Source organism: Vallitaleaceae bacterium 9-2, from assembly GCA_038396585.1.
In the GTDB taxonomy this organism is placed as follows: Bacteria; Bacillota; Clostridia; order Lachnospirales; family Vallitaleaceae; genus UBA1351.
Genome location: CP121691.1, coordinates 1,414,246 through 1,438,215, shown reverse-complemented (window position 1 = coordinate 1,438,215; position 23,970 = coordinate 1,414,246). Strand labels below are relative to the sequence as shown.

Below are 23,970 nucleotides of genomic sequence, written 5' to 3'. Positions count from 1 at the left end.
TAAATAGGTCAGCTATTCTTTTAACCCTTTGTTCACGCTTTGTTCAAAGGCTTTATTGGTCAATATTTTTTTACCCTCAAGTCCTATTTTCTTTTCTTTTTTATTAGGACCTTAGTCCTAATGATTAACAAAATAAGAAGTATACTTATAAGTCCAATCAATGTATTTATGAATAATATGTGTCGTTCATCTTCTGTTGTCTCCAATAAAGCTTCCTGCTGCTCATTATAGATTTCTTTTCCCCATGAACCAGCCCAACCATAACCATGTCTTCTCTCTATGCTAATATCCAAAATACTATGAGACACCGTCCCATCAAAATCGGCAAAAAGTGGTTCATTTGTTCCTATTTCATAGAATCTATACCATGTCAAATGTCCCGGGTTATCGATAAAGTACTCACCATCTATCCCATATCGCTCATAGCGAACATTCTCAAGTGCAGTTGCCTTAACCCAGCTTTTAGCATAAAATACACTTTGTCGTATTGCGGCTGTCTGAGGTCGAACCGTTTCCAAAAAATATATAATATCAATAGATTCCTTACTCATCAAAGATTTAGGCTCAAAAATTCTTCCTTGTACCGTTTCGTAGGTATTTGGATCATGTTGCCCTCCCCATGCTGTTAACTGATCATTAACATGAACTTGAGAAGCCACCATATATTCAACGCCTTTATTATAAGCTTTTTCCACTTCTTGGCGTAATGTATCCTCCACTAATCCATTACCATAATAGTTTTTTTCATAGATAATCTCTTGAAATAGATACATCACATTAATCATTGCATCATCATTATACGTCACCATGTTCTCATATAGGGATACTTTTGCATCTTGCTTTGGGTAAACTTGTGGAAAACCCCCAGATGCATACTGCATCAATAGAAGAAACTCTATCCCTCGTCGAAAACTTTCTTGAATCATTGGATCTTTTAATTGGTGATAGGCTTTTGCCAACGCATCTAGTTCCGTTACTGTCGCACCATTATCAATTGTCCCAAGTGGCGTAATTCCATCCTGCTGATAGTACTTGGCTTTTTTTTCTTTTCCATCCCAAGTTCGCGTAAAAATATCCGGATTATCTTTTGTCCAGCCTCCATTTTCAAGTTGCCAAGACATAATATTCTCTGCTGTTTGGCGCATTTGTTGAGACCCATTGATATTATTAACCGTTAACATCAATAGAATAATCAAAATTATGCAACCTATGTAAGTCATGTTCTTTATCTTATAACGCTTCATCGCCATCACCTACTGACTAAAGTTTTTCCCCAATCACCTGCATAACCATAATTTTTACGGCGTTCTAAGCTAATTTTTTCAATTGTATAATAAATACTTCCATCTGAATCTCCAAATAAAGCTTTATTCGTTCCTATTTCATAAAATCTATACCACATCAACTTGCCTGGTGTTTCAACAAAATGGCTTCCATCCACAGGATAACGATAATACTTCACATCTTCCACTGCAACCGTTTCAAGCCATTCGACAAATCCATCAATAGCCATCTGAACTTCTGCTGTTCGCGGCCATACCGTTTGTAAGAACTTAGCAATCGTCACCGATTCTTGCCCAGAGATTGACTTGGGTTCAAATGGGCGCCCCGCCACCGGAGCGTATGTGTAGGGATCATGTTGAGCACACCATCCCGTCAATTTTCCGTCAACACGAATTTGAGACTTCAAGATAAACTGGATACCTTTAGCATAGGCATTATAGACTTGATGCCTAAGATCTTGATCGATAACATCATCATCAAATGGAGCCAAATGATAGGAAATGTTTTGAAAAAGCGTCAGTACTCGAATCGTAGCATCATCATTAAAGGTGGCCATGTTCTCATATAATGAATGAGTTGAATCTTGAACAGGGTAAACTTGTGGAAACCCGCCTAAATCATATTGCATCTCGACTAAAAAATTAAGGCCTTTATTGATGGCTTGCTTAACGTCATCATCTTTTGTTACTTGATAACACTCCGCCAAAATATATAGTTGCTTAACGGTGGCGTCATTATCAATGGTTCCTAACGGTGTTTTTCCATCCATTTGATAATACTTGGACTTATTTTCCTTTTTATTCCATTGACGTTCAAAAATTTGCGGCATGTCTTTAGACCATCCTCCATTTTCAAGCTGCCAGGACATAATATTATCCGCCAACGTACATATCTGTTCTTGCGTTTTCCCTTGTATATATGTTTCGCTTGGATTATCCGAATTAGCTAAAGATATTGCCTCTTCAAATATGTTTCTCCATTGATCAATTCTCTTTGATATATTAAAATTAAACATCATCATTATGGCAAGTGCACTTGCGATTATTACTTTCATTTCTTATTCGACTCCTAAATCACTCTTAACATCATTGCTGGTAAAAATCATATAGTTTTTTTATTGACTGCTCTAAACTATATTTTGCCTCTATACATAGTCTAACCTCTTTACGCATCATTGGCAAATCATATTGATTATTCATAATATCCTTTAAAATAGCGTATAATTTTTCTTGGTCTTTAGGTTCCATAAGAAAACCATTTTTTCCATCTTCTATGACTTCAGGAATGCCACCTACATAAGTAGAAATTGGAATACAACCATAGGACATGGCTTCAAGTAAAGCCATCGGAAGTCCTTCATTACTTGAAGGCAGTGCAAATAGAGCACACTCTCTTAAAAGCTTTTCCTTATCCTTGCCACCAATCCATCCAACATAATGTACGTTAGAAAGCTTATTGTTTTGAATGTATGTACGTAAGCGTTCAATCTCACCATCGCCGCCGATATACACTTGAAAGTCTTTTACTTCTTTATTTAACCGTTGAATAACATCCAATAAATCAAAGATGCCTTTTCGTTCACCTATACGTCCCAAAAAACATATATTCTTGTTAGTTTTTGGTTGAATATCTTGTGGGATGGGAACAGCGTTATATATTACTTCAATCGGAGTTGACGTAAATGTTTTAATGTTAGTTTTCCATTGATCTGAAAGAGCTATAATTCCATCCGCTCCATCAAAAACATTGCGAATCTGTTCTTGTTTGATCGGCTTTGCGAGATGATAAAACTGCATAAATTCAGCTCCATGAAGATGAATAATTACTTTTTTCTTAAATATTTTTGCGATTTTATATAGATAACGCTTTCGATTAAAACTATTATTTGATGCCATGTGCAAATGAATAAGATCATACGATGGCATATATATTATTGCCTGTAAAATAGCCTTGATAAAAACACCAAGTTTTTTTATAGTTGAACCATCTTCCATCGTAGATATATATTTAAGTGTAAATCTATCAAAATCCCACATACTATAATATAGATTAACAACTGTTGAGATTCCACCTTTAACTTTTCTACCTGGTCCAAACATGAGAATTTTCATATAATCACCTAGCCTTTTGCTCAAAATAATATTCATATCCTGCAATTAACGCTTTACTTGTGTGATTCCAACTCAGTTCATTTTGGACACGTTGATATCCACTTTCCCCCATCGCTTTTCTTCGTCCTTCATCTTCAAGTAGCTCAAGAATTTTATCTCCTAAATCTATTGCATCATTTGGTTTGGCATATAATGAAGCATCTTTTGCTGAGTATCTGCCTTCTGTCAAATCAAACTGGACAATTGGCTTTGCTAGCGCCATGTATTCTAAAACCTTATTCATGGTTGATCGATCATTCATTTCATTATATTCATCAGGATTAACACATAAATCCGCGGTATTTAGATAATCTAATAATTTGTCATCCGATACACGCCCTGTAAATTCAATATATTCCGATAATCCAAGGTCTTGCACCCGATTTTTTATTGTTTCTAGATAAGGTCCCCCACCACAAATTCCAAAAAAAATGTCCTTGCGTTGACATGTATTTACAATATACATGACTGCGTCAACTAAATAATCCATGCCTTCTTGTTTTCCAATAACACCTACATATCCAACCATATATTTTTTTCCATGCTTTATCTCTACTTTTGACGGTCTAAGCGTTAAACGTTCCGTCTTAGGTCCGCTACGCAGAACAAAAACATCTTTAGGCTGCATATGATTACGCTCAATAGCAATCTTCTTATAAGACTCATTGGTTACAAATGCCATAGCTGAATACTTATAGGTCATACGTTCAAAAAAGATTTGTGACCAATACAGCAGTCCCTTTTTCCCAAACTTTGCAATATATAGCTCCGGACAAATGTCATGATGATCAAAAATATATTGTACTCCATATTTTTTAAACTTTCTTGCAATAAGAAAAATGTTGTCCGGTGGGTTACAGCCATGAATAACGTCGAATCCTCTTTCTTTATAGATGCGTTTTGCAAGTTTTGTCTCTTCTCGAAGCGCTATATAATATTCTTTAAGGTACCCCCAAAACCCATTTCCCTCTTCCGGTAAATGGTGTCGATATATGTGTACACCTTCTTTTTGTTCATACAAATCCATAAATCCTTTACCTGTAGGGCATATTACACTGACTTCATACCCTTCTTTGACTAATGTGGTCGCTTCCTGCCAAACCCGTGTATCAAAGGGTACTGGTAAGTTCTCTACAATAATTAATATTTTTTTATTCATCCACTCTGCCTCCTCATACCATCAAGTTTTGTTTATAGCCTTTAATATTGTCGCTGTATTCTCAATACATGGTTTTTTGGAATACAGATCTATGTATCGTTGGCGAACATTCTCTTGAATTCTCTTTTTATCTATTGGATTTTTATTTATTTTTTTTAGTAGTGGGATCAAATCGCTTTCTATATGTTGAACGACAAACCCGCTCTCATTGTGAATAATATACTCTTTCATTATTGAATTGTCATTAATGATAATGAGCTTACCTCTTGCCATAGCATTTAATGTAACCATCTGCCCTGACGAGCCTAGGTCATTTTTTAGAGGAATAATGACCCCTGCCGCCTTATCCATATAGTTGTGAAATGTATCTTTGTCAACATCCTTAAGTATCTTGACATTATTAGGAATCTCAATGGTATCTAACTCAACATTTAGTTTTGAAGCAATGATGACCAATTCAAAAGTTGTTCCTCGAAACGCTTCAATCAAAGGAAGATAATCTCTGTTACTATAGCCTCCCGAAAAATAATAGGCTTGTTCTTCCATAGATATGCTTATTGTTTCATTCCAAATACCATAGGGTAAAATAAATGTAGTCGTATTTTTTCCAAACACATTCTTATACAAGCTTTCTTCAAAGTAAGAAAATAAAATATACACGACATGCTTTGACTCAAAGAAAACACGTAAAGTTCTATATAAATTAATTGAGGCACGACTATGCAAAAAGAATCCCCACCATACAACTTTAGGATTTTTTAATATCCCTAGTTTTCTTAAGAGAAGTGCTGCTAACGCAACATTATTTCCGGTCACAATCAAACTTTGATATTGATTAATCATCTTCCGATGACTAATCAAGTATTTGATAAAATGGTAGGCACCTAAAAAATTCTCCATTTTACCTACAAGAGATGATTGCTGCTTATCTCTGTGGACTTGAACATAGTCGATGTCTCCTGTCATTTTAAAGTGCTTAATCCAATCGGCATCTGAGCGCGAGACGACGATACTTTTATTTTTCATTCACATTCCCCCAACATAGGCCTTCATAGTCTCCTTCATAATCCACTGTCTTCCACATCCTAACTAAATCGATAATGATTTTATTCGGATAATTATCAAGCAGTTGTTCAAACTCTCGTTCCTTATTCGTGACAACAATAACTTCTGATTCTTGCATGACTTGATCAAGGTCGTTGGTTATAAATCGTTGTAAGTGCGGTATCTTCGATTCAATATATTCTTTATTTGTCCCTGTAAGTTCGGATAGCTTTACATGCTTATCATAAATGGCAAGGGCATATCCTTTTCCAAGCAACCGTTCCACCACATCTACAATTGGACTATTTCTCAAATCATCCGTTCCAGCCTTAAAGCTCAAACCTAAAATACCGATTTTATGTTTTTTCTTACTCATAATAATCTCTAACGCATTCTCTTTTTGAATTTCATTACTTTGGTGAATATTATTAATCACCGGTGTATTGACAAAAAGTTCTGAAGCTAGAGTTTTTAATGCTTTGGAATCCTTTGGAAGGCATGAACCTCCATAGGCAAATCCAGGCTTAAAGTAGTACGGCGAAATATTTAATTGTTTATCCATACAAAAGATTTCCATGACTTTATGGCTATCAATATTTAACGCTTTACATATATTTCCAACCTCATTACCAAAGACAATTTTGAGCGCATGATAGGTATTGTTCACATACTTCATTAATTCTGCAACTTCAATATCCGTAAATACTTTTTCACCCGGGATTTTTTTATACAATTCTTCCATTTTTTTCTTGCCTAGTTCATGATCGGTTCCAACAAGTGTTAATGGAGGGTTGTAATAATCATGAACTGCAGTCCCTTCCCTTAAAAATTCCGGATTTGATACCACTGTAAACGCTTTATTTCGCTGCTTTCCAGATTCTTGTTCAATAATTTCGCCTACCTTTTGGTTCGTTCCAGGTAATACTGTACTTCGAATCGTGACTACATGAAACCCTTCTTTTTTCTTAATGGCTTGACCGATTTCTCTCGCCACATTATAAATATACTCTAAGTTTAAATGTCCATTTTTGGTACTTGGTGTGCCGACGGAAATAATGCTTATCTCAGTATCCAATACAGCTTGTTCAACATCAATTGTTGCAAATAACTGCTGATGATCATGTGCCTGCTTAATTAATTGTTCAATATCTTTTTCGATGATTGTGGGTTTCCCTTCATTAATTTGGCGTATTTTAATCGGATTGGGGTCCACGCCAATAACCGTATGTCCCATTCCCGCCAGACACCCTGCACTAACACACCCTACATATCCTAATCCAAAAATACTTATTTTCATATTTGTCACAACCTCTCTACCTCATTCGCAAATTTCTATAACAGTTACAATATGTGCTTTATTTTGTTCTTCTTTACCTCGTAGTTTTATACACAATGTTTTTTCCAGAACGCCATATTTTTCTGAAAAATATATCGGTTCAACCTCAATCGTATGATTCCCTGTAAATAACCTTAACTGTGTCTTTTCAGCTTGAATAATGATTTGGTTTTTTTCTTTTTGAATCACTTCACACTGTTTTCCTAAAACATAAGTCGCCTCATATGCATAGGCGTCAATCGTACTTTCTGGCATCGGATAAATTGTATCTTCAATGGTGATTTGTCGAGGTTTTTCATATCTCAGTGATCTTTGATGTATTAAGGGAGCATAACCATCGTGTTGTGCAACAACAATATCGCAATCTATGTCGAGCTTGGATTCATGTAACAATGTATTTGCGCGTCGCCCCCACAAAAAAGCCCCTTTCATTTCAGATTGATTTTCTTGATTAATTGTTACTGTATTATGATTCTTTGTTTTTCGAAAATAGTTACGCCATGTTATATCGCTATGATAGCAATACGTTCCAGGATCAATAAATATCTTTTCGCCATCAATCATCAGGGTAATATGTAATGCATCCGCGTGTCCATGCGCTGCAATTGTATTAAATCCAAGTTCCGCATGATCAAAGGTTATTGTCACTTCTTTTTCTTCAACCAACCCCTTTAAAATGCTATGTCCACCTTGTGAATATGTTACTGAATTTTTACGATGAAAATGATCAAAATTTTGCTGCAGTTGTCGCTTAGATAACAAGCATTTTAATTGATCATAGGGCTGTGTTGAGACATTGTACTTTTTATGGATAATATAACTGCATAACTGTAGTACGTAGTCTTCATAATTAAAGTCACTTCCATATAAATCCAACAGTTTTCCTTCATCATGATCTCCTAAATGCTGTACTTTCCCATGACGATCCATCAACCTTGCACTATATTCACACATCCTATATAGCTGATCTTCCCATTGCTTAGGATAGTTCATCCCCTGCGCCTCCAGTCGAAGTATAAAAAGTGCAATAGCCTCCATAATAAAAAACTGATAGTGAATGGATTGTTCTTTGTTCACACCATCTGCATGATTTTGAATGTCTAATGCCTCGCTTATTCTCTCCACACTTCGTTCAACCCAGTCTTCTTGGTTAAATGAAACGCCTACGATTCCAAGAACCACCATCTCAACAATAAGGTGATTATTTGCCGATGAATATCTTGAGTGATACATGGACACATGGTTAAGTAGATTCATAATTCCTTGAGACAAATCGCGCCTTAATTTATGATATTTTCTTTCTTTTGGCAATAATTCTAACGTTATATACCATGAAAAAGCTCGAATTGCCAATTCCATCTCACTTGTGTAACTTATCCCCATCAAAAAAGGGTTCGCCTCAACCCACGCGTAAAAAGCTGTGGATAGCGTGTTAATATAATCTTTGTCTTTTGTAATCCAATAATTTTTTACAAGAATTGGGAAATAGTGATGACGATTATATTCCCAATTAATTCGGGCATCTCCTAATTCTTTATTTCCTTTATATTGTAATTTTCTAGAAGCAACCAACGGCCACTCTTGATTATTATAAAATGTGGCATGGCTCGACTGATTTTTAGTTGAGAGTGTTTGAAAAATCTGATGTGTCACGCCACATTGAGCATCTACAAACTCGTGATTGATTTTCCATGGTTGAACGCAGTCACCATTTCTTTTGTAAAGTTTTGAATCAAGTATTGACTTATTTTGCCGTGTAAATCCATCAACATACTCCAAAAATAAAAGCTGTATCCTCCAAAGAACTTCTTTATATGTCATTGCCTTTAAGCGGTGAAGATACCAACGTATTTTTCCCATTTTATACCTCCAGATTCAGCCATTGTAATGCAATGGTGTCAATTAGAAAGTCATTGCCCCGTTGTTTTGATTTTTGTTCATAGTGTGCCAACAATTCAGGTTCTTGTAATAATTTTTGAATGGATTGGGCTATTTTTATATCACCTTCAGTTATCTCCTGGGTATGTTCATCTTGTGCATATTGGGGGATCAATATACCATATTCCCCTTGATGAAGTATTTCTGAAGGACCTGATAAACAATCCACACTTATAATAGGCTTACCCAAAATCATAGCTTCAGTCATTCCATTTGGAAATCCTTCGTATAAAGAGGACATGACATAAAGATCAGCTCTTGATACATAAGCATATGGGTTGGACTTAAATCCTAACAAATGCACCTGTTCATGAAGATGATAGGCATCAATTAATGCCTCCAATTTATGTGTTATTTCCTGACCATTTAGTTCTTTACCCAAAATCAGAAGTCGAATCTCAGGATCATCTTCTTTTAGATAAGCTATGGCTTTAATAATTCGCCAAAAAGCTTTTTGCCGCGAGATACGTCCGACCGCAATAATTGTTTTCTTCTTTTTATAATATAAACTGTCCCCACCTATAGATGCCGCTTGTGCCTGTTGAATTTTATGGATTTGATATGGATTATAAATCACCTCTATCTTTTTCTCATCCAAATAAAAATTATCCACTAAATCTTGTTTACATGCTTTTGATACAGCAATAATCTTATCGGCTTTTTGATAATGCCGTTTAATCTGTTCTTTTTGCCGCGCATTTAAATTTAAAGATAAGTAATTACGCACCGATACAATTGTGTCCTCTTTGCCATATGTTTGAAGATTGAGTGTATTGGCAAGTGATGCAAAACTAATGACTTGATCATAGTCCTGTTTTTTCTTTAGCCGGGCTAATTTCCAGCGATAGCCTATCCAATGATAAAAGATTTTTTTCACAAGATTCTTGTCATTATAGTTCTTATTAATTATGTGTTTTGGACCATGATAGATATAGTCCCCTGTATTATTTAAAACGATAAGGTCACACTGGAGTTTATCCTCATACTGTTCATTAAAATACTCGCACAAATTAATGGCCACTCGTTCTGCGCCTCCGCCTGTCAACGAACTTATGATTAATGCTATTTTTTTCATATAATCGCCTCCACAATCGCTTTATATTGATGGCACACATGAGAAATACTATGATTTTCTTCAACATAGCGATAACTTGCTTGGCCCATTCTAATCATCTTTTCTTGGTCAAAAGCCTGAATAAATTGGTTAGCCACTGACAGGTCATTATGGCAATATTGCCCTAAACTGTAGTTGTCAAACATACGATCCGGATTGATGCCAAGAGATAATATAGGTGTATGTCCTAATCCAGACTGTATAAATGTATTTGGAAATCCTTCTGCTGATGACGTATTAACAAAAAGTAGTGCCTGATTAAAAAAAGATTGAATTTTTGATGCTTCAACATAGGGAATATATTCTATGTTCGAAAGCTCGGATATTTGCTCTACTATATGATCTTTTAGACGAATACTTTCCTGTTGGTTATTGGTTGGCATAATCATTAAAAATGACCATTGTGGATTTTTTTTTGCCAGCTCCACAAAAAGCTCTGGCCGCTTCATTGGTTGGGCTCTTGCAACCCATAAAATATATCCTTGGTCAAGACTTTTTTCAGTCTTTATGTTTTTAGGTACTTCAAATCCATTTTTTATAATTGTGCTTGGTCGTCCGAGTTGATTTAGCGCTTCTTTTTGATCATTGGTTTGAGCAACTAAGGCGGTTGCATGAAATAACCCATACTTATACAACCAATAAAACCGCGATCCTTTAAAGCGATAATGTTCAACATCATAATTGTAGTCATGGGCCAATCGAAAAATTATTTTTTTTCGCTTAAGCTTTTGATGAATCAGTACTAAGAGGCCAAGATGATCACTTGCCGTTGTGGTAATAACAACATCTTCTTTAAAAAGTAATATCTGAAAAATCAAAGCCAATTGGCGAATAAGTTTATTTAATTTCCCCTGTCGTTTATTTAGAAACCTTATTTTTTTAATTGCAACACCTGCGAAGACTTTATCTTTTTGACCTTCATCCATAACATAAAAGGATACGTTGTAATTTGGACTCTTTGCCATTTCCAGCGCTAAGTTATAACAATTAATTTCAGCACCTCCTGCAACTTCTGCTCCTTCATTAGGATAAAATAATATAGTTGCCGAAGGCAGATATATCCCTACCTTAATTTGTTTTTTCATTTTTTGACACCTCGATTTTTAGATGTGCATAATTATCAGTAAAACGTTGATAGCGAATAATTAAAATTCCAAGTCCAAGTAAAGTCCACTCATGTATCGTAATTGTTGATGGAAAAAAAGTCCGTCCACTCATTCCTGCTAATAAATACATCACAAAAGAAATGAGAACTGCTAGTAATATATCTCGGTCAAAAGGAAGTCGATTCTTGATAAATGAAAAGAAAATGTTTAAGTTTATATATGCAAACACAAAAGCATACGTAATGAGTCCAATAATTCCACTGTCCATCAACACTTCAAAATACATATTATGTGGATGCTCTACATTTAGAATCAATCCATTGCGGTAGGCAAAAGACTCCACAATAGAATATCTTCCAATCCCAAATAATTTAATACTTAAAGGATGTCGAATCCATTCCCACCATAGCGGTAGCCAAATATCTCCGGATCGTCCGGCAGATAATGTCTGAATATCGGTCCCGGCAACCAAGGTTAAAAAACGTGCGTATACCTGTTCTGGTAGAAAAAGCAGCATAATACCAACTGCGATAATTGTCAAAAAATACTTTATATCAATCTTCCCACGCAACACTCCATAGGACAAAAAGGTAAGAATCACGCACACATAGGCTGTCCTGGAAAATAAAATCGCAATGGCAAACAAAGAAAGATAAAATGTCAATTGAACAAATCGGTTTTTAGAATTTATATACATGGCCAAAATCAATGGGAATCCCATAATATAAAAATTAGCCAAATCATTTCCATGTAATCCAAGTACCACGCCAATTTGACCTCGAATCATACTAAAATTCATTTTTGAAGGAACCATAAAAATATATACAAAAATAATCGCTAGTGACAAAACCAACAAAGCCATAATAAATCCATCAATAATTAAATGCTTGTCTTCATAGTTATAAAACAGCAAGATCATAAGGACTGGAAATATATTGACTAAGGGAGTAATTAAAAAATTACTCATTAAACGTAACACGGAAAGATTATCCGACCATGCAATACTAATATATTCAATATAATCTACAGATTTTATGACGGCGATAATAAACACAAGAATATATAGGCTCAAAATTCCAATATATTTCATATCAAAAACGGTTTTAAGATGAATCCTATATCGAATCAGCATCAAACCCAACAAGGCAAAAAACAAAATAACATATAACTTTACTGGTATTCCCGGAATAATTTGTGTCTGTAAAATCTTTGTATTGACATAGGGAGTCACCATAAGCATAATTGCAACCGAATATTTTATATTGTGATATAAAATAATTGCTGCAATAATGCCTAGACAAACCACTAATGCCAACTCCAAGCTCATCGCCGAGAAGAGAACAAATAAGAACCCCATGACGATGATTATTCCTTTGTAATAACTATCCCATAGTTTTTTTAGGTTCATTATAAGCTCCTTAGTATCTGCTCAATCGGTTCAAAATAGTGTCTTTGTTTTTGAATAAATTCATCATAGTTAAACCCATCCTTTTCAAGCAGCTGTGCTGATTTATTTAACAATGCATCAACATCAAGCACAACATCATTTACAAAATATCTGTCTGTAATCTTGGCATCTTTGAGAAGATAATGAATTTTACTCTCCATATTTTTATACTGTTTCATCTCAAAAGAAATAAAGGGCTTTTTGTTTAATATAGAAAACACTGTCCCATGAAAAAAAGAAGTAACAATCAAAGAACAATATCTAAATACTTGTACAAACTCAAATGGATTGAGATTTCCTATAAATTTCGTTCCGTTAAGGTGTTGATAAAAAGATACATACTCATAATGTGGTCCAAAATTGGTTCTATAGGTTTCTACAAGTTCCTTATTGGTCCCCATAAATGCAATAACGGGTTTATCAAGATCAATACCTGCCCTTTGGATTTTTTCACGCAAATCTATCGCCGGAAATTCAATTAAAAAGGTAGGGTCACTGACAATGTGTATCTCTTGTTCGGTCATAGTTGATACCAGTGTTTTGGTATGCTCATCTCGAACGCTAATTCCCGTATACTGCATCAAATATTCGCTTAATGTCTTTTTCACTTCATCTGGATAAAGCGCATAGGGCGTTCGATTGGCTGAAGCAGCATAACTAAGCTTTTTGCAGTTTAAGCCACTTGGAAGCCAATAAATATTTGGAAGCGGCAATTGTTGATTTGTTTTCCAAACTTCATCACTTCCCGTTATAACCAGATCATAATTTTGATGATTAATATATTCTATCCCTTCTTCTAAGCTGTTAATAAGCTTAAACGGCGAAAGGTGTATGTTCTTTTTCAAAAATCTTTTCATTCGATAATAGTTTAGTAAACTTTTAAAGCGAATATGAAAACGCCCTAAATTATATTTTTTAAAATCATGAATTTCACGTTCTTTATAATTAATATTAATTATTTCAACCTCATAATTTGAGTCCATCAGTGCTATCTTTTTATACAAACTATAGGCTTGAAGAATTGCGCCATAGTTATTTGCCCGATGGAACGTAAGTACCCCTATTTTTTTCATCGCTTCACCGCCCTCTTAAATGCATTGTAATAAAATTGTATATCTGTTTTTTTCAAAATTAATGATGAAAGTTCAACTTTATACTTTTTCATGAAGACCGCTAAAAAAGCCACTCCACAAAAGGAATAGGATGCTAACGAAGCTAACGCTGCTCCATTAATGTTCATCCTTGGAATAAGCAAAAAATTTAACCCCACATTGATTAGTACTGACACGCTAAAGATCACTACAGAAAGTTTCCGTTTTCCATCTGCTATGAACAACGTATATATGAATTTGTAGAAAATCATAAACACATTTCCACTAATAATAATAACAAGCGGTACATATGCTCGGATGAACTCATCATCATATAAAAATCCAATAAGCATTCGTCCAAAAATGACGAAAAACAACACCATGAAAAGGGAAAAGACAAAATTAAACTTAATTGCCTCAACAATGGATTTAATGTCATTTTTTTTGGCATTTTTTCCAAAGAGTACATCTTTAAACGCATCTGGAATCAGCCACAACTGCCCCCCTAAATTTACAGCCAAAGAATAAATCCCCACATCTTCGAACTTTGCCAGCTCTTTTAGAATGAAGATGTCAATATTGTAATTTGAAGTAATCAATAAAAGGGACAGTAACGGCAATATTCCCACTTGTACAGCTTTTTTAAATAGCGCTACATCAAACTTAATCCCTAGGTTAAACACATGAATCTCCAGCATATTTAATTTGACACCGATATCGACCAATTGCTGTAATAACAACATAAAAAATATAAATAATAAATTGGCTTCAGGTAAAAAGAAATAAATAATAAAGAGCGCCACGGTATGTACAATCGTCGTAATGATTTTTGATACATTACGAATATGAATGTTTTCAATTAAACACAAAAAGTCCATTTGTCTTGCCGTCACATGAAGTGGTATTAAAAGTAAAAAATATTTATAGTCTATCGAAAATGTAAAAAACACTCCAAGAGTCACTATATAATTAAATACCATCTGCCATTTGAAAAATTGAATAAATTTTTCTCGAACATGTGGTATTTTTTCCTTCTTAAAACTTGAATATCCTTGGTATACTCCTAAATTCATGAAAATAGCTGTCATAATAACTATATTCATGACATAACTATAATGCCCCTTTAACGTTGCTCCTAAATATCTGTTAATAAGTATTGAATTGGCTAGTCCTAAAAGAACCAAAATTACTTTTGTTCCGATTGTATGAATATAAGGATTCTTTCGCATTTGCGTTATTACTTTCAATGAACTACCTCTTATCTGTCTTTTGTATAGTAATCAACATAGTTATTGTCTTTTACCTTTGTCAGTACTGTTCCAAGAATTTTGACATTTGTACGTTCGAGTTGATTTTTTGCTTCTTTGACATCTTCAATCTTTGACTGATTCGACGCAATAACAAGCACGATTCCATCTGCAAGCGTTGCCCAAATTGATGAATCCGACATACCAAGAACTGGCGGTGCATCGATTAGAACGATGTCATATTCTTGCCTTGCTTTTCCAATCAGCTCTTTTAACTTTTGGGAAAACAGTAATTCAGATGGTTCCGGTGGTTCAATACCTGAAGTCAAAATATCTAACGTCGGATAATCTGGTACTGATTTAATAAATTCAGAAAAAGGTTGCGTCCCAACCAAATAATTTGTTAACCCGTTGTTTTTTCTAAGGTCAAACATCTTATGAATCGTTGGTCTTCTAAGATCTCCATCAATGAGCAATGTCTTTAAAGAATACTTTGCCATGGTAATCGCCAAATTAGAAATTGTCGTCGACTTTCCCGCTCCCTGTTTAGCACTTGTCAACAAAATGACTTTTTTTGGTGAATCAACGTTTGTGAATCGTAGATTTGTTCTTAATACGCGAAATGCCTCAGCTTCGTGCTCCGTTGGCTGGTGAAATGTAACTAAATTTACATTCATAAACGTTACCTCCCTTTAAATTTAGGTATTTCCGATAAAACGGATAGCCCTATGAGTTTTTCGATGTCTTCTTTCGTTCGTATACGATTATCGAGTTTGTGAATTATAAAAATAACAATCAGTGCTGTAAGTACAGCAACAATACCTGCTAAGGCTAAGTTAACAAACATATTCGGTCCTTCTTTGTATCGTGGAACCTCTGCATAGTCTACAATCTGAATATTATCTACTCCAACAATGTCTTGTGCACGAATAACCAGTGTTTCAGACAACTTATTTACAATCTGTGCCGCCCGCTCTGGGTCAACATCAATATATGTTATCTTAACAAAACGTGACTCTGAAAGGGTTTCAACGTCCAAACGATCGACCATTGTACGATAGTCCATATTCAACCCTAATTCACCAATAACTTCTCTTGTCACTAATTTTGTTCGCAGTAATTCCCGATAATCCAAGACCAGCTTAGAATCCAACTGCAAGTCAGACATGCTAATGGAAGATGCAATGTCCGTATCCTTTCCAATAAAAAGCGTTGTGCTTGCTAGATATGTATCCGGAATATATAAATTTGTGAGTATAAATGTTGTTGAACATCCTACAATGACAAAAATAAGAATTAGCCACCACATCTGCAAGATGCTTTGTATAAGTTTTTTAAAGCTGATTTCCTGTAATTCACTGTTCATATGCTCACCTCTAGATTATCTATAATACATCAACGAGTTCCACCAAATATCGTCCATAATCCGTCTTTTTCAAAGGTTCGGCCAACGCAAGCAGTTGTTCCTTATCAATATAGCCTTTGATATATGCAATTTCTTCTAGACAAGCTATATAAAAGCCCTGCCTTGATTGAATAGTCTCCACAAAGTTGGATGCCCGTATTAGTGATGAGTGCGTTCCTGTGTCAAACCATGCCATACCACGTCCAAACAGCTTCACTTTTAACGCATTCATTTCAATATATTTATTATGTAGCTCTGTTATCTCTAATTCACCGCGTTCAGAGGGTTGAATTTGTTTTGCAATATCCACGACACGATGATCAAAAAAGTAAAGTCCCGGAACCGCATAGTAGGAAACAAGTTCCTTTGGCTTTTCAATAATGCGCTTCGCTTTTCCATGTTCATCAAAATCAATAACACCGTAGCGTTCAGGATTTTTTACATAATATCCAAAAATAGTTGCCCCCTCATTTTCATATCGCGCTTCCTGTAACTCACCGACAAATCGGGATCCATAAAAAATATTGTCGCCTAATACTAAGCATACATCCTCTTTCCCAATAAACTTTTCTGCAATAATAAATGCATCGGCTAAACCTTTGGGTTCCTCTTGTATGGCATATGAAATTTTTAAGCCTAAGTCACTTCCTGTGCCTAATAGCATTTGAAAAGCATGCTGATCTTCGGGTGTTGTTATAACCAAAATATCTCGAATATCTGCAAGCATCAATACGGACAAAGGATAATAAATCATTGGTTTATCATAAATGGGAAGCAATTGTTTTGATACAGCTTTTGTGACAGGATACAATCGTGTTCCTGACCCTCCTGCAAGTATAATTCCTTTCATTGTAAACCCTCCTTTTTTATGGCTGGGTGTAATGTGTCACATACCATTCTATCGTTGATTTTAAACCTAACTCAAATGTTGTCTGGGGACGCCAACCTAAGTCCTTTTCAATTTTTGATGCATCGATTGCATAACGTCGGTCATGTCCTTTTCGATCTTCTATATAGGTAATTAAATCCGGTGTAATATGATCAAATGCTTCTTGACCTTTTAACCTTTCTTGTAGATATCGAATAATCTGATCCACGATATCCTTGTTTTCCATTTCATTATGCCCGCCAATATTATAGATTTCTCCTACCTGGGCTTTTTGCAGTACTGTTTCAATACCACGACAGTGATCTTTTACATAAAGCCAATCTCTAACATTCTTACCGTCACCATAAATCGGAAGAGCTCTATTATTAAGTGCATTTAAAATCATTAAAGGAATCAACTTTTCCGGATACTGATACGGACCATAATTGTTAGAACATCGTGTAATGTTTATTGGAAATCCGAACGTATCATAATATGCCATAACAATCAAATCTGCTGATGCCTTTGATGCTGAATATGGGCTATGTGGATTAATCGGGGTTTTTTCTGTAAAATATCCATGGGCACCTAACGAGCCATAGACTTCATCTGTAGAAATTTGCAAAAACTTTTTCCCTCGAATAAATGTATCTTCCCCTTCCCAATGTTTTTTTGCCACATCTAAGAGGGTTTGTGTTCCTAATACATTCGTTTGAATAAATATCGATGGATTATCGATACTTCGGTCCACATGACTTTCTGCAGCAAAATTAACGACATAGTCTATGTCGTAGGTTTCAAATATAGTATTTATTTTTTTACGGTCACACACATCGCCTTGAATAAAAACATACGAAGGGTGATGTTGAAAAGCTTTAAGATTGTCAAGATTTCCAGCATAAGTCAACAAATCATAATTTATAATTTGTATCGTATCATGAGGATATTTTTCAAAAAGATAATGTATATAGTTTGAACCGATAAAGCCGGCTCCACCAGTAATCAAATAAGTCTTCATAGTTACCTCCTTATGGACACGTCTATCGCCTATTGCCTACTATAAATCGTATCGTTTTTTTGCAAGCTCCCATAGAAAGTTATCTTTTTCTATTTCTATGTCCTTAAGCGTCAATATCTCATCTTGAGCGATATCACGCGTTACTATTGCATTTTCCGCCAGCGAGACCGACAACGCATTTTCTTGTCGATATGTTGTATATTTATCAACTAATCCATAATAATCATACCCTCCGATGCAGTCTAATCGCTCTCCTTTTTTCAAATCCCGTTTTGCAAACGCCGCCACATCAACAAACGCCTCATTTTTCATAGGCTCAATCGTCGACTCTCGATTAATGACCATGTTTACAGCACCAACAAGAATCTCGACAGAGCAAAGATGATAGGGTCGATAAAACAAATAATAGGGTCCGGCCCCCATTTTATAATACTGCATATCATTCATGACTTGCGGATGTTTTGAATATCCTATAACAAATACTCCACCTGAAGGTTCTGCGCCCGGAATAATTTCAATGACTTTATTCTTATGAAGAATTCCCCCTTCTTCTATCGGTTTGATATAATTAACAATCTCTTCTAATGTCATTTTTTGCCCATGCATCCCTCGAACATCCGGCAAATATCCCGTTGCATTACTTACAATCCCCATCTCTATGTTCATCTTGGTTCCATCAGCAAATGAAGATATTTTGTATGGATTTTGCTTGTAAGCATCTGACCAAGGCTTTACAGACGTGGGTGTTGCGTGAATATCTGTAAAGTTTTTGAATTTTCCGACCGCTGTAATGTCAAATCCTAGTATTGACACATAGTCAAAGAGCTGTTTGACGACCCCTGGTTCGTCCCCATCTTGTCCAGAATAAACAACTTGATGTTGGGCGGCTAATTCCTTCAACTGAGGGCCTATGCAAATATCCATCTCAGGATTTGTAACGATATGCTTACCTGCCAAGATGCTATTATATGCAATTCTAGCACCAAATTCAGGCGCTCCGGTCGTATCAATAACAATATCTGCATTACATTCATAGATAAGTTTAGGGTCACAAACCAAAGCAACTTTATTCATCTTTTCCGCTACTTTTAACTCCCCTGTCGTTTGGCATTCCATATATGCAATTTCGCCATGGCATTGGCGAAGAATATGATACACTTTATCTAAGTCCCTGGCATAAATTAACGAAATACGTACACCTTTCATAAATGATGCCTGGATAATCATACCTCTTCCGATAAATCCAGTACCAACTGCTGCAACTTTTATTGGTTGTCCTTCTTGTTCTAGCGTATTTAACTTTTTGTATATTTGACTATACATACTCATCCTCCTCCTAGCATTCCTCCAAAACCATTAAAAAAAGTTATACCATTTTTTCTTTTTATTATCTAAATGTATAAACACATCATCAAGTAAAAGATTATCTATAATCTTTTTAGGATTTTCAATAAATAGCCGGTTTGCAACCGCCTCTCCAAATCGATCACAAACACATTGATATCCTGCTGACAACTGTGGTTTTCTTTTATGTATATTATGTGCATCCGACGCCACTATATGCACCACTCCCGATTCAATAAGCTCTAATGCACGTTTTGAAGTCCTTGGATTAACAATATAACTTGATGTTAATTGCCCAAAACAGCCTCGACGCATTAACTCTTGAAGTTTCTCAGGTGTTTTTTGAAAAGCAATGTAGCGTTCAATATGTGCAAGTATGACAAAATATCCCTTTGCAACAATCTGAAAAATCAGTTCCTCATGTGCAGGGTAATATTGATGAAAGGGCAATTCGATCAAATAATATTTTGAATTTGCCAAACTATATGCTTCGTGTGAAAAAATTGCTTCCACCCCTTCTTCATTGAGGTGAATTTCATTGCCTAAGTATACCTTCAAGTTTAAATTTTCAGTTTTAATTTTATGTAATAGTTTTTGGAAATTATCAAGTACTCGTGAATTGTCATAATCAGGAATGTTATAGTGCGGTGTAGTAACAATAGTATCTATCCCATCTTCAACCGCCATTCTTGCCATTTCAAGTGCCGCCTCTAAGTCTTTTGCACCATCATCAACATTAGGAACTAGGTGTATATGTGTGTCAATCATCATTGTATCATCCCTTTATTCTTATTATACGTACTATTCTCTCTTGTTGTCAAACAATATTATTCCCCCGACAATCATTCTCATTTAACAATTATAATCTTACATGTATATATGTCATCTGTCAAATCGCGATAGTTTTCTGTCTTTTTCAGATAATATGATTTTTGCCTCTTCAACTGGCCATGGAATCGCCAATGTTGGATCATTATATATAATTCCACCTTCATCTTCTGGATAATAATAATCTGTTGTTTTATATAATACTTCCGTTTGGTCTTCCAAAGTCAAAAAACCATGGGCAAATCCTTTTGGAACATAAAACTGACGTTTATTATCAGCTGAGAGTTCAATGCCATACCATTTTCCATAGCTAGAACTATTTGGTCGCAAATCAACTGCCACATCATAAATTTTTCCACGGATAACCCGTAAAAGTTTGGCTTGAGGTCGGTTAATCTGAAAATGCAATCCTCGCAAAACATTCTTATCTGACTTTGAATGATTGTCCTGAACAAATGAAGCTTCTATCCCCTCACCATCAAAAGCTTTTTTTGTATACGTTTCCATAAAAAAACCTCGATGATCTCCATATACCTGCGGTTCTATTACATATAAATCTTCAATTGGTGTTTGTATAAATGTAAAATTCCCCATGTGTCCGCCTCCATCCCTGTATTCAAAAAAGTATGCATATATTTTAGTTTATCACACACAAAAAAATACCTCAAGAGACCTTTCTTCCTATACTGATTTATGCTACTATTAAGTGATAATATTACGAGACTAGGTGGTGCCAGCTATATGAAGAATCTATTGAAAAACAAAAAAAATATTATTCTCTTAAGCTTTTTAATTATAATCTTACTTTATGTAATGCTTCAATTTGTTTTCATTCATCGTTCAATTAAAATACCTGATGATATCATATCTTCAAGTACTTCTTTGAATATTTATGAACATATCCACTATAAAAAGGAACAACAAGAACTAGCGTTAAATTTGCCCTATGAACAATTAAACACTTTTTTTCAAACGCCTGACTTAAGCATTGAAACATCAAATACAAAGCTTTCCATTAATGACCTTTATATTGATCCCCAATCACAGCAACTTATTGGCACAATCACTCAGCCAAATAAGCTGAAGGTCAATTTTTCGGCTTCATTCCAACTATCTATAGATAATAGCCGCTTAATTTTTGATATCGAAAAAATTCAATTAGGCACAGGTACCCACTTTATTAGCGAAGCTGTTTTTAGAACACAATATGGGTTTGCATCCATACACATTCCATTTCAGTCTACATCAAAGAGTATATTAGATGACTATTTGAACACACTGATATCTGGTCAGAATCTACCTCTTACTAAAACAAAAACCGGATTTAGCTACATTTTCCCCGAAAGACCAATCTATGATTACCAGCTCTACCCAATCTCAAGTGAACTGTATACATCCGAGTACCCAGTTCATCAAATTGGTGACGAAGAATATATTCAATTATCTCAAGTTCAGCTTATAAGAGATAATCTAATATCTTCACCTTTATTATCTCAGCTTAAATCTCAAGGATTAGAAGCCAAATTATTGACAAACACTAGTGAAGACCTTATCTTACGCATCACATCGGATGAGAACCAAATTATTTTTGATTTAAACTTAGTTTTTATTTTAGATGTTGTGGACGATGGTATGCTTGAATTGAAACTTGATCATATTAAAACCGTTTCTGAAAACGAAGTTTTGATTACGGACAAACTGTTCCTAGAATCCATTCAAACCATTATTGACACCTACGATACACAAATGCTTAAGCAATATCACATCGTAAGGAGTTCTTTAAACCTTACGCATGTTCATTTGTATTTTGACCAAACCTCATGGACGATTATGGTCTATATGATCGGCTCTGACTTAGAAAGTAGCTATGATTTTTATAATAACAGTTTATTAGGCAGTGCAAGTACTGACCTTGAAGAAATGATGCAAGGTCATACTAATGAAAACATTCATGTTGTTGTTGAAACTGGCGGAACAAAAAGTTGGAAACTGGATGACATCGAACCCGGAGTTAATCAACGTTGGAATATAAACAATGAACAAATGGAGCTTATTGAAACTCTCGGCCGAAAAAATATGTCCGATCAAGAAACTTTATACGATTTTACAAGTTGGGCTGTAGATACATATCCTTCCGATAACTACGCTCTAATCTTATGGAATCATGGTGGTGGCTCACTCTATGGTTTTGGTTTGGATGAATATTTTCCTGATGACAGCCTGACCTTAGATGAACTTGATAATGTCCTTGAGCGGGTTACTCATGAACAAAATATGCTTTTTGAAGTTGTCGGGTTTGATGCTTGTCTAATGGCGACTTTAGAGACTGCTGCCATTTTAGAGCCTTATGCTAACTATCTTATCGCCTCGGAAGAGACAGAACCTGATTCTGGCTGGGATTATGAACGTATCTTAAGCCAACTAGATGACGGCGAAGCATATAATGGTCAAAAATTTGGGGAACTTGTTGTTTCCGGATTTTTTGACGCTTCTGTCGAAGAAAATCGTGACGGTTTATTAACGCTTTCTGTTATTGATCTAAAATTCATTCCTACAGTTATTCAGCGTATGAATAAGCTTTTTGAGGCCGTCGTTGAAACCAATCAGTTTAATCTGTTATCTAAGACGATTCCTCAGGTTAAAGCTTTTGGAGGAAACACAGAATTGACTGGATATACAGATCACTATGATATTGAGAATTTCGCCAAACGTAGCCTTGAGTTTTTGCCTTCCGAATCTAATCGACTTCTTGCTGCTATTGATGATGCGGTTATTTATAAAGCTAATGGTTATCTTACTACCGATGCAGGCGGACTTTCCTTTTATCTTCCTTTTTATGATTTGGAACAAAATCAAGATTTAACCGATTTGTATTCTCCTGTTGCTTTTTCTGAATCATACTTTTCCTTTGTCGACCAATTTGTTACCTATCGATTAAGCAGCTCCGTATCAAGTACAATGATTCCATACACCCTCTATAAAGAAAGCCGTCCTTATCGTCTCCAGGTCACAGAAGGATTTGATCATCTAGTCAGCGATATATATTTAGGAGTCTCAGCCTTTGAGACTCGCAATAATGAAGAATATCGATTAAATCTAGGTTATGATGCTTGGATTTATGAAGGTTTTGAATCTGGACTTTATGAAGAATCCTTTGGCTACTGGCCAGCAATTAATAATACGTATTTACCAATTTCTGTTGTCTATAACGGTAATGACTATATTGAGTATGAGACTCCGGTATTGCTTAACAACGAACCTATTATGTTAATTAGCGCATGGCTATATGATGAAGAACGCTACGTTGTCTTTGGTGGTCGTCCGCTTATTGATACAGATGGGCTAGCCGATCGCAATACCATTGAATTTAAAGACGGTGATCAAATTGATATTCTTTATTCCTATTATAACAAAAGCACAGATCAATGGATTGAAGAAATTGCTACTTCAATAACCTATGATCGTGCTTCTGAGTTGATTTTAACCAATAAACCCTTTGAATTTAATAAGGAATATGGTTTGTCCTTTATTATAAAAGATTTAAATGGAACCTTAAGTTATACAGATATGATTCGTTTTGTTCATGAATAA

20 protein-coding genes are annotated in these 23,970 nt (G+C 35.2%); 1 reads left to right on the top strand and 19 read right to left on the bottom strand.

The features are described 5' to 3' along the window. Positions 1–83: 83 nt before the first annotated feature. From pelA (QBE53_06795) to rfbC, 19 genes are all read right to left on the bottom strand, one after another. Positions 84–1,244, bottom strand: coding sequence for a pectate lyase (gene pelA, locus QBE53_06795; protein ID WZL82810.1), 1,161 nt, complete (start codon positions 1,242–1,244; stop codon positions 84–86). Between the two features lie 5 nt (positions 1,245–1,249). Then, positions 1,250–2,338 carry a pectate lyase gene (pelA, locus tag QBE53_06790; GenBank protein ID WZL82809.1) on the bottom strand — a complete coding sequence of 363 codons (1,089 nt, stop codon included), beginning with the start codon at positions 2,336–2,338 and terminating at the stop codon, positions 1,250–1,252. A gap of 31 nt (positions 2,339–2,369) precedes the next feature. Then, the gene (locus QBE53_06785) at positions 2,370–3,395 is read right to left on the bottom strand and encodes a glycosyltransferase family 4 protein (protein WZL82808.1); all 1,026 of its coding nucleotides are present in this window, start codon (positions 3,393–3,395) and stop codon (positions 2,370–2,372) included. 4 nt (positions 3,396–3,399) lie between these two features. Then, positions 3,400–4,593, bottom strand: a complete 1,194-nt coding sequence (locus QBE53_06780; GenBank protein ID WZL82807.1) for a glycosyltransferase family 4 protein — start codon at positions 4,591–4,593, stop codon at positions 3,400–3,402. A 21-nt stretch (positions 4,594–4,614) separates the two neighbouring features. Further along, positions 4,615–5,619 carry a glycosyltransferase gene (locus tag QBE53_06775; GenBank protein WZL82806.1) on the bottom strand — a complete coding sequence of 335 codons (1,005 nt, stop codon included), beginning with the start codon at positions 5,617–5,619 and terminating at the stop codon, positions 4,615–4,617. After that, entirely contained in the window at positions 5,609–6,934 is a 1,326-nt protein-coding gene (locus QBE53_06770; protein ID WZL82805.1) for a UDP-glucose/GDP-mannose dehydrogenase family protein, read from the bottom strand. The genes QBE53_06775 and QBE53_06770 overlap by 11 nt, the downstream gene beginning before the upstream one ends. A 21-nt stretch (positions 6,935–6,955) precedes the next feature. Further along, entirely contained in the window at positions 6,956–8,833 is a 1,878-nt protein-coding gene (locus QBE53_06765; GenBank protein ID WZL82804.1) for an alginate lyase family protein, read from the bottom strand. Between the two features lies 1 nt (position 8,834). Continuing rightward, entirely contained in the window at positions 8,835–9,986 is a 1,152-nt protein-coding gene (locus QBE53_06760; protein ID WZL82803.1) for a glycosyltransferase, read from the bottom strand. Further along, entirely contained in the window at positions 9,983–11,110 is a 1,128-nt protein-coding gene (locus tag QBE53_06755; protein ID WZL82802.1) for a glycosyltransferase family 4 protein, read from the bottom strand. Before QBE53_06755 ends, QBE53_06760 begins: the two co-directional genes overlap by 4 nt. Further along, the gene (locus tag QBE53_06750; GenBank protein ID WZL82801.1) at positions 11,094–12,539 is read right to left on the bottom strand and encodes an O-antigen ligase family protein; all 1,446 of its coding nucleotides are present in this window, start codon (positions 12,537–12,539) and stop codon (positions 11,094–11,096) included. Before QBE53_06750 ends, QBE53_06755 begins: the two co-directional genes overlap by 17 nt. After that, entirely contained in the window at positions 12,539–13,651 is a 1,113-nt protein-coding gene (locus QBE53_06745) for a polysaccharide pyruvyl transferase family protein (GenBank protein WZL82800.1), read from the bottom strand. Before QBE53_06745 ends, QBE53_06750 begins: the two co-directional genes overlap by 1 nt. After that, on the bottom strand, positions 13,648–14,916 hold the full coding sequence (locus QBE53_06740) for a polysaccharide biosynthesis C-terminal domain-containing protein (protein WZL82799.1): 1,269 nt from the start codon (positions 14,914–14,916) through the stop codon (positions 13,648–13,650). Before QBE53_06740 ends, QBE53_06745 begins: the two co-directional genes overlap by 4 nt. Positions 14,917–14,927: 11 nt before the next feature. Further along, a complete protein-coding gene (locus QBE53_06735; GenBank protein WZL82798.1) occupies positions 14,928–15,593 on the bottom strand; it encodes a CpsD/CapB family tyrosine-protein kinase in 666 nt (221 codons plus the stop codon). A gap of 5 nt (positions 15,594–15,598) precedes the next feature. Next, positions 15,599–16,282 carry a Wzz/FepE/Etk N-terminal domain-containing protein gene (locus QBE53_06730; protein ID WZL82797.1) on the bottom strand — a complete coding sequence of 228 codons (684 nt, stop codon included), beginning with the start codon at positions 16,280–16,282 and terminating at the stop codon, positions 15,599–15,601. Between the two features lie 19 nt (positions 16,283–16,301). Then, positions 16,302–17,171, bottom strand: a complete 870-nt coding sequence (rfbA, locus tag QBE53_06725) for a glucose-1-phosphate thymidylyltransferase RfbA (protein ID WZL82796.1) — start codon at positions 17,169–17,171, stop codon at positions 16,302–16,304. 16 nt (positions 17,172–17,187) lie between these two features. Beyond that, positions 17,188–18,207 carry a dTDP-glucose 4,6-dehydratase gene (rfbB, locus tag QBE53_06720; GenBank protein ID WZL82795.1) on the bottom strand — a complete coding sequence of 340 codons (1,020 nt, stop codon included), beginning with the start codon at positions 18,205–18,207 and terminating at the stop codon, positions 17,188–17,190. Between the two features lie 39 nt (positions 18,208–18,246). Beyond that, a complete protein-coding gene (locus QBE53_06715) occupies positions 18,247–19,530 on the bottom strand; it encodes a hypothetical protein (protein ID WZL82794.1) in 1,284 nt (427 codons plus the stop codon). A 33-nt stretch (positions 19,531–19,563) separates the two neighbouring features. Beyond that, positions 19,564–20,322 carry a hypothetical protein gene (locus QBE53_06710; GenBank protein WZL82793.1) on the bottom strand — a complete coding sequence of 253 codons (759 nt, stop codon included), beginning with the start codon at positions 20,320–20,322 and terminating at the stop codon, positions 19,564–19,566. Between the two features lie 111 nt (positions 20,323–20,433). Further along, complete coding sequence (gene rfbC, locus QBE53_06705; GenBank protein WZL82792.1) at positions 20,434–20,973, bottom strand: dTDP-4-dehydrorhamnose 3,5-epimerase; 540 nt, start codon at positions 20,971–20,973, stop codon at positions 20,434–20,436. Positions 20,974–21,120: 147 nt separating this feature from the next. On the opposite strand from rfbC, the gene QBE53_06700 reads away from it, so the two are divergent. Next, the gene (locus QBE53_06700; protein ID WZL82791.1) at positions 21,121–23,970 is read left to right on the top strand and encodes a clostripain-related cysteine peptidase; all 2,850 of its coding nucleotides are present in this window, start codon (positions 21,121–21,123) and stop codon (positions 23,968–23,970) included.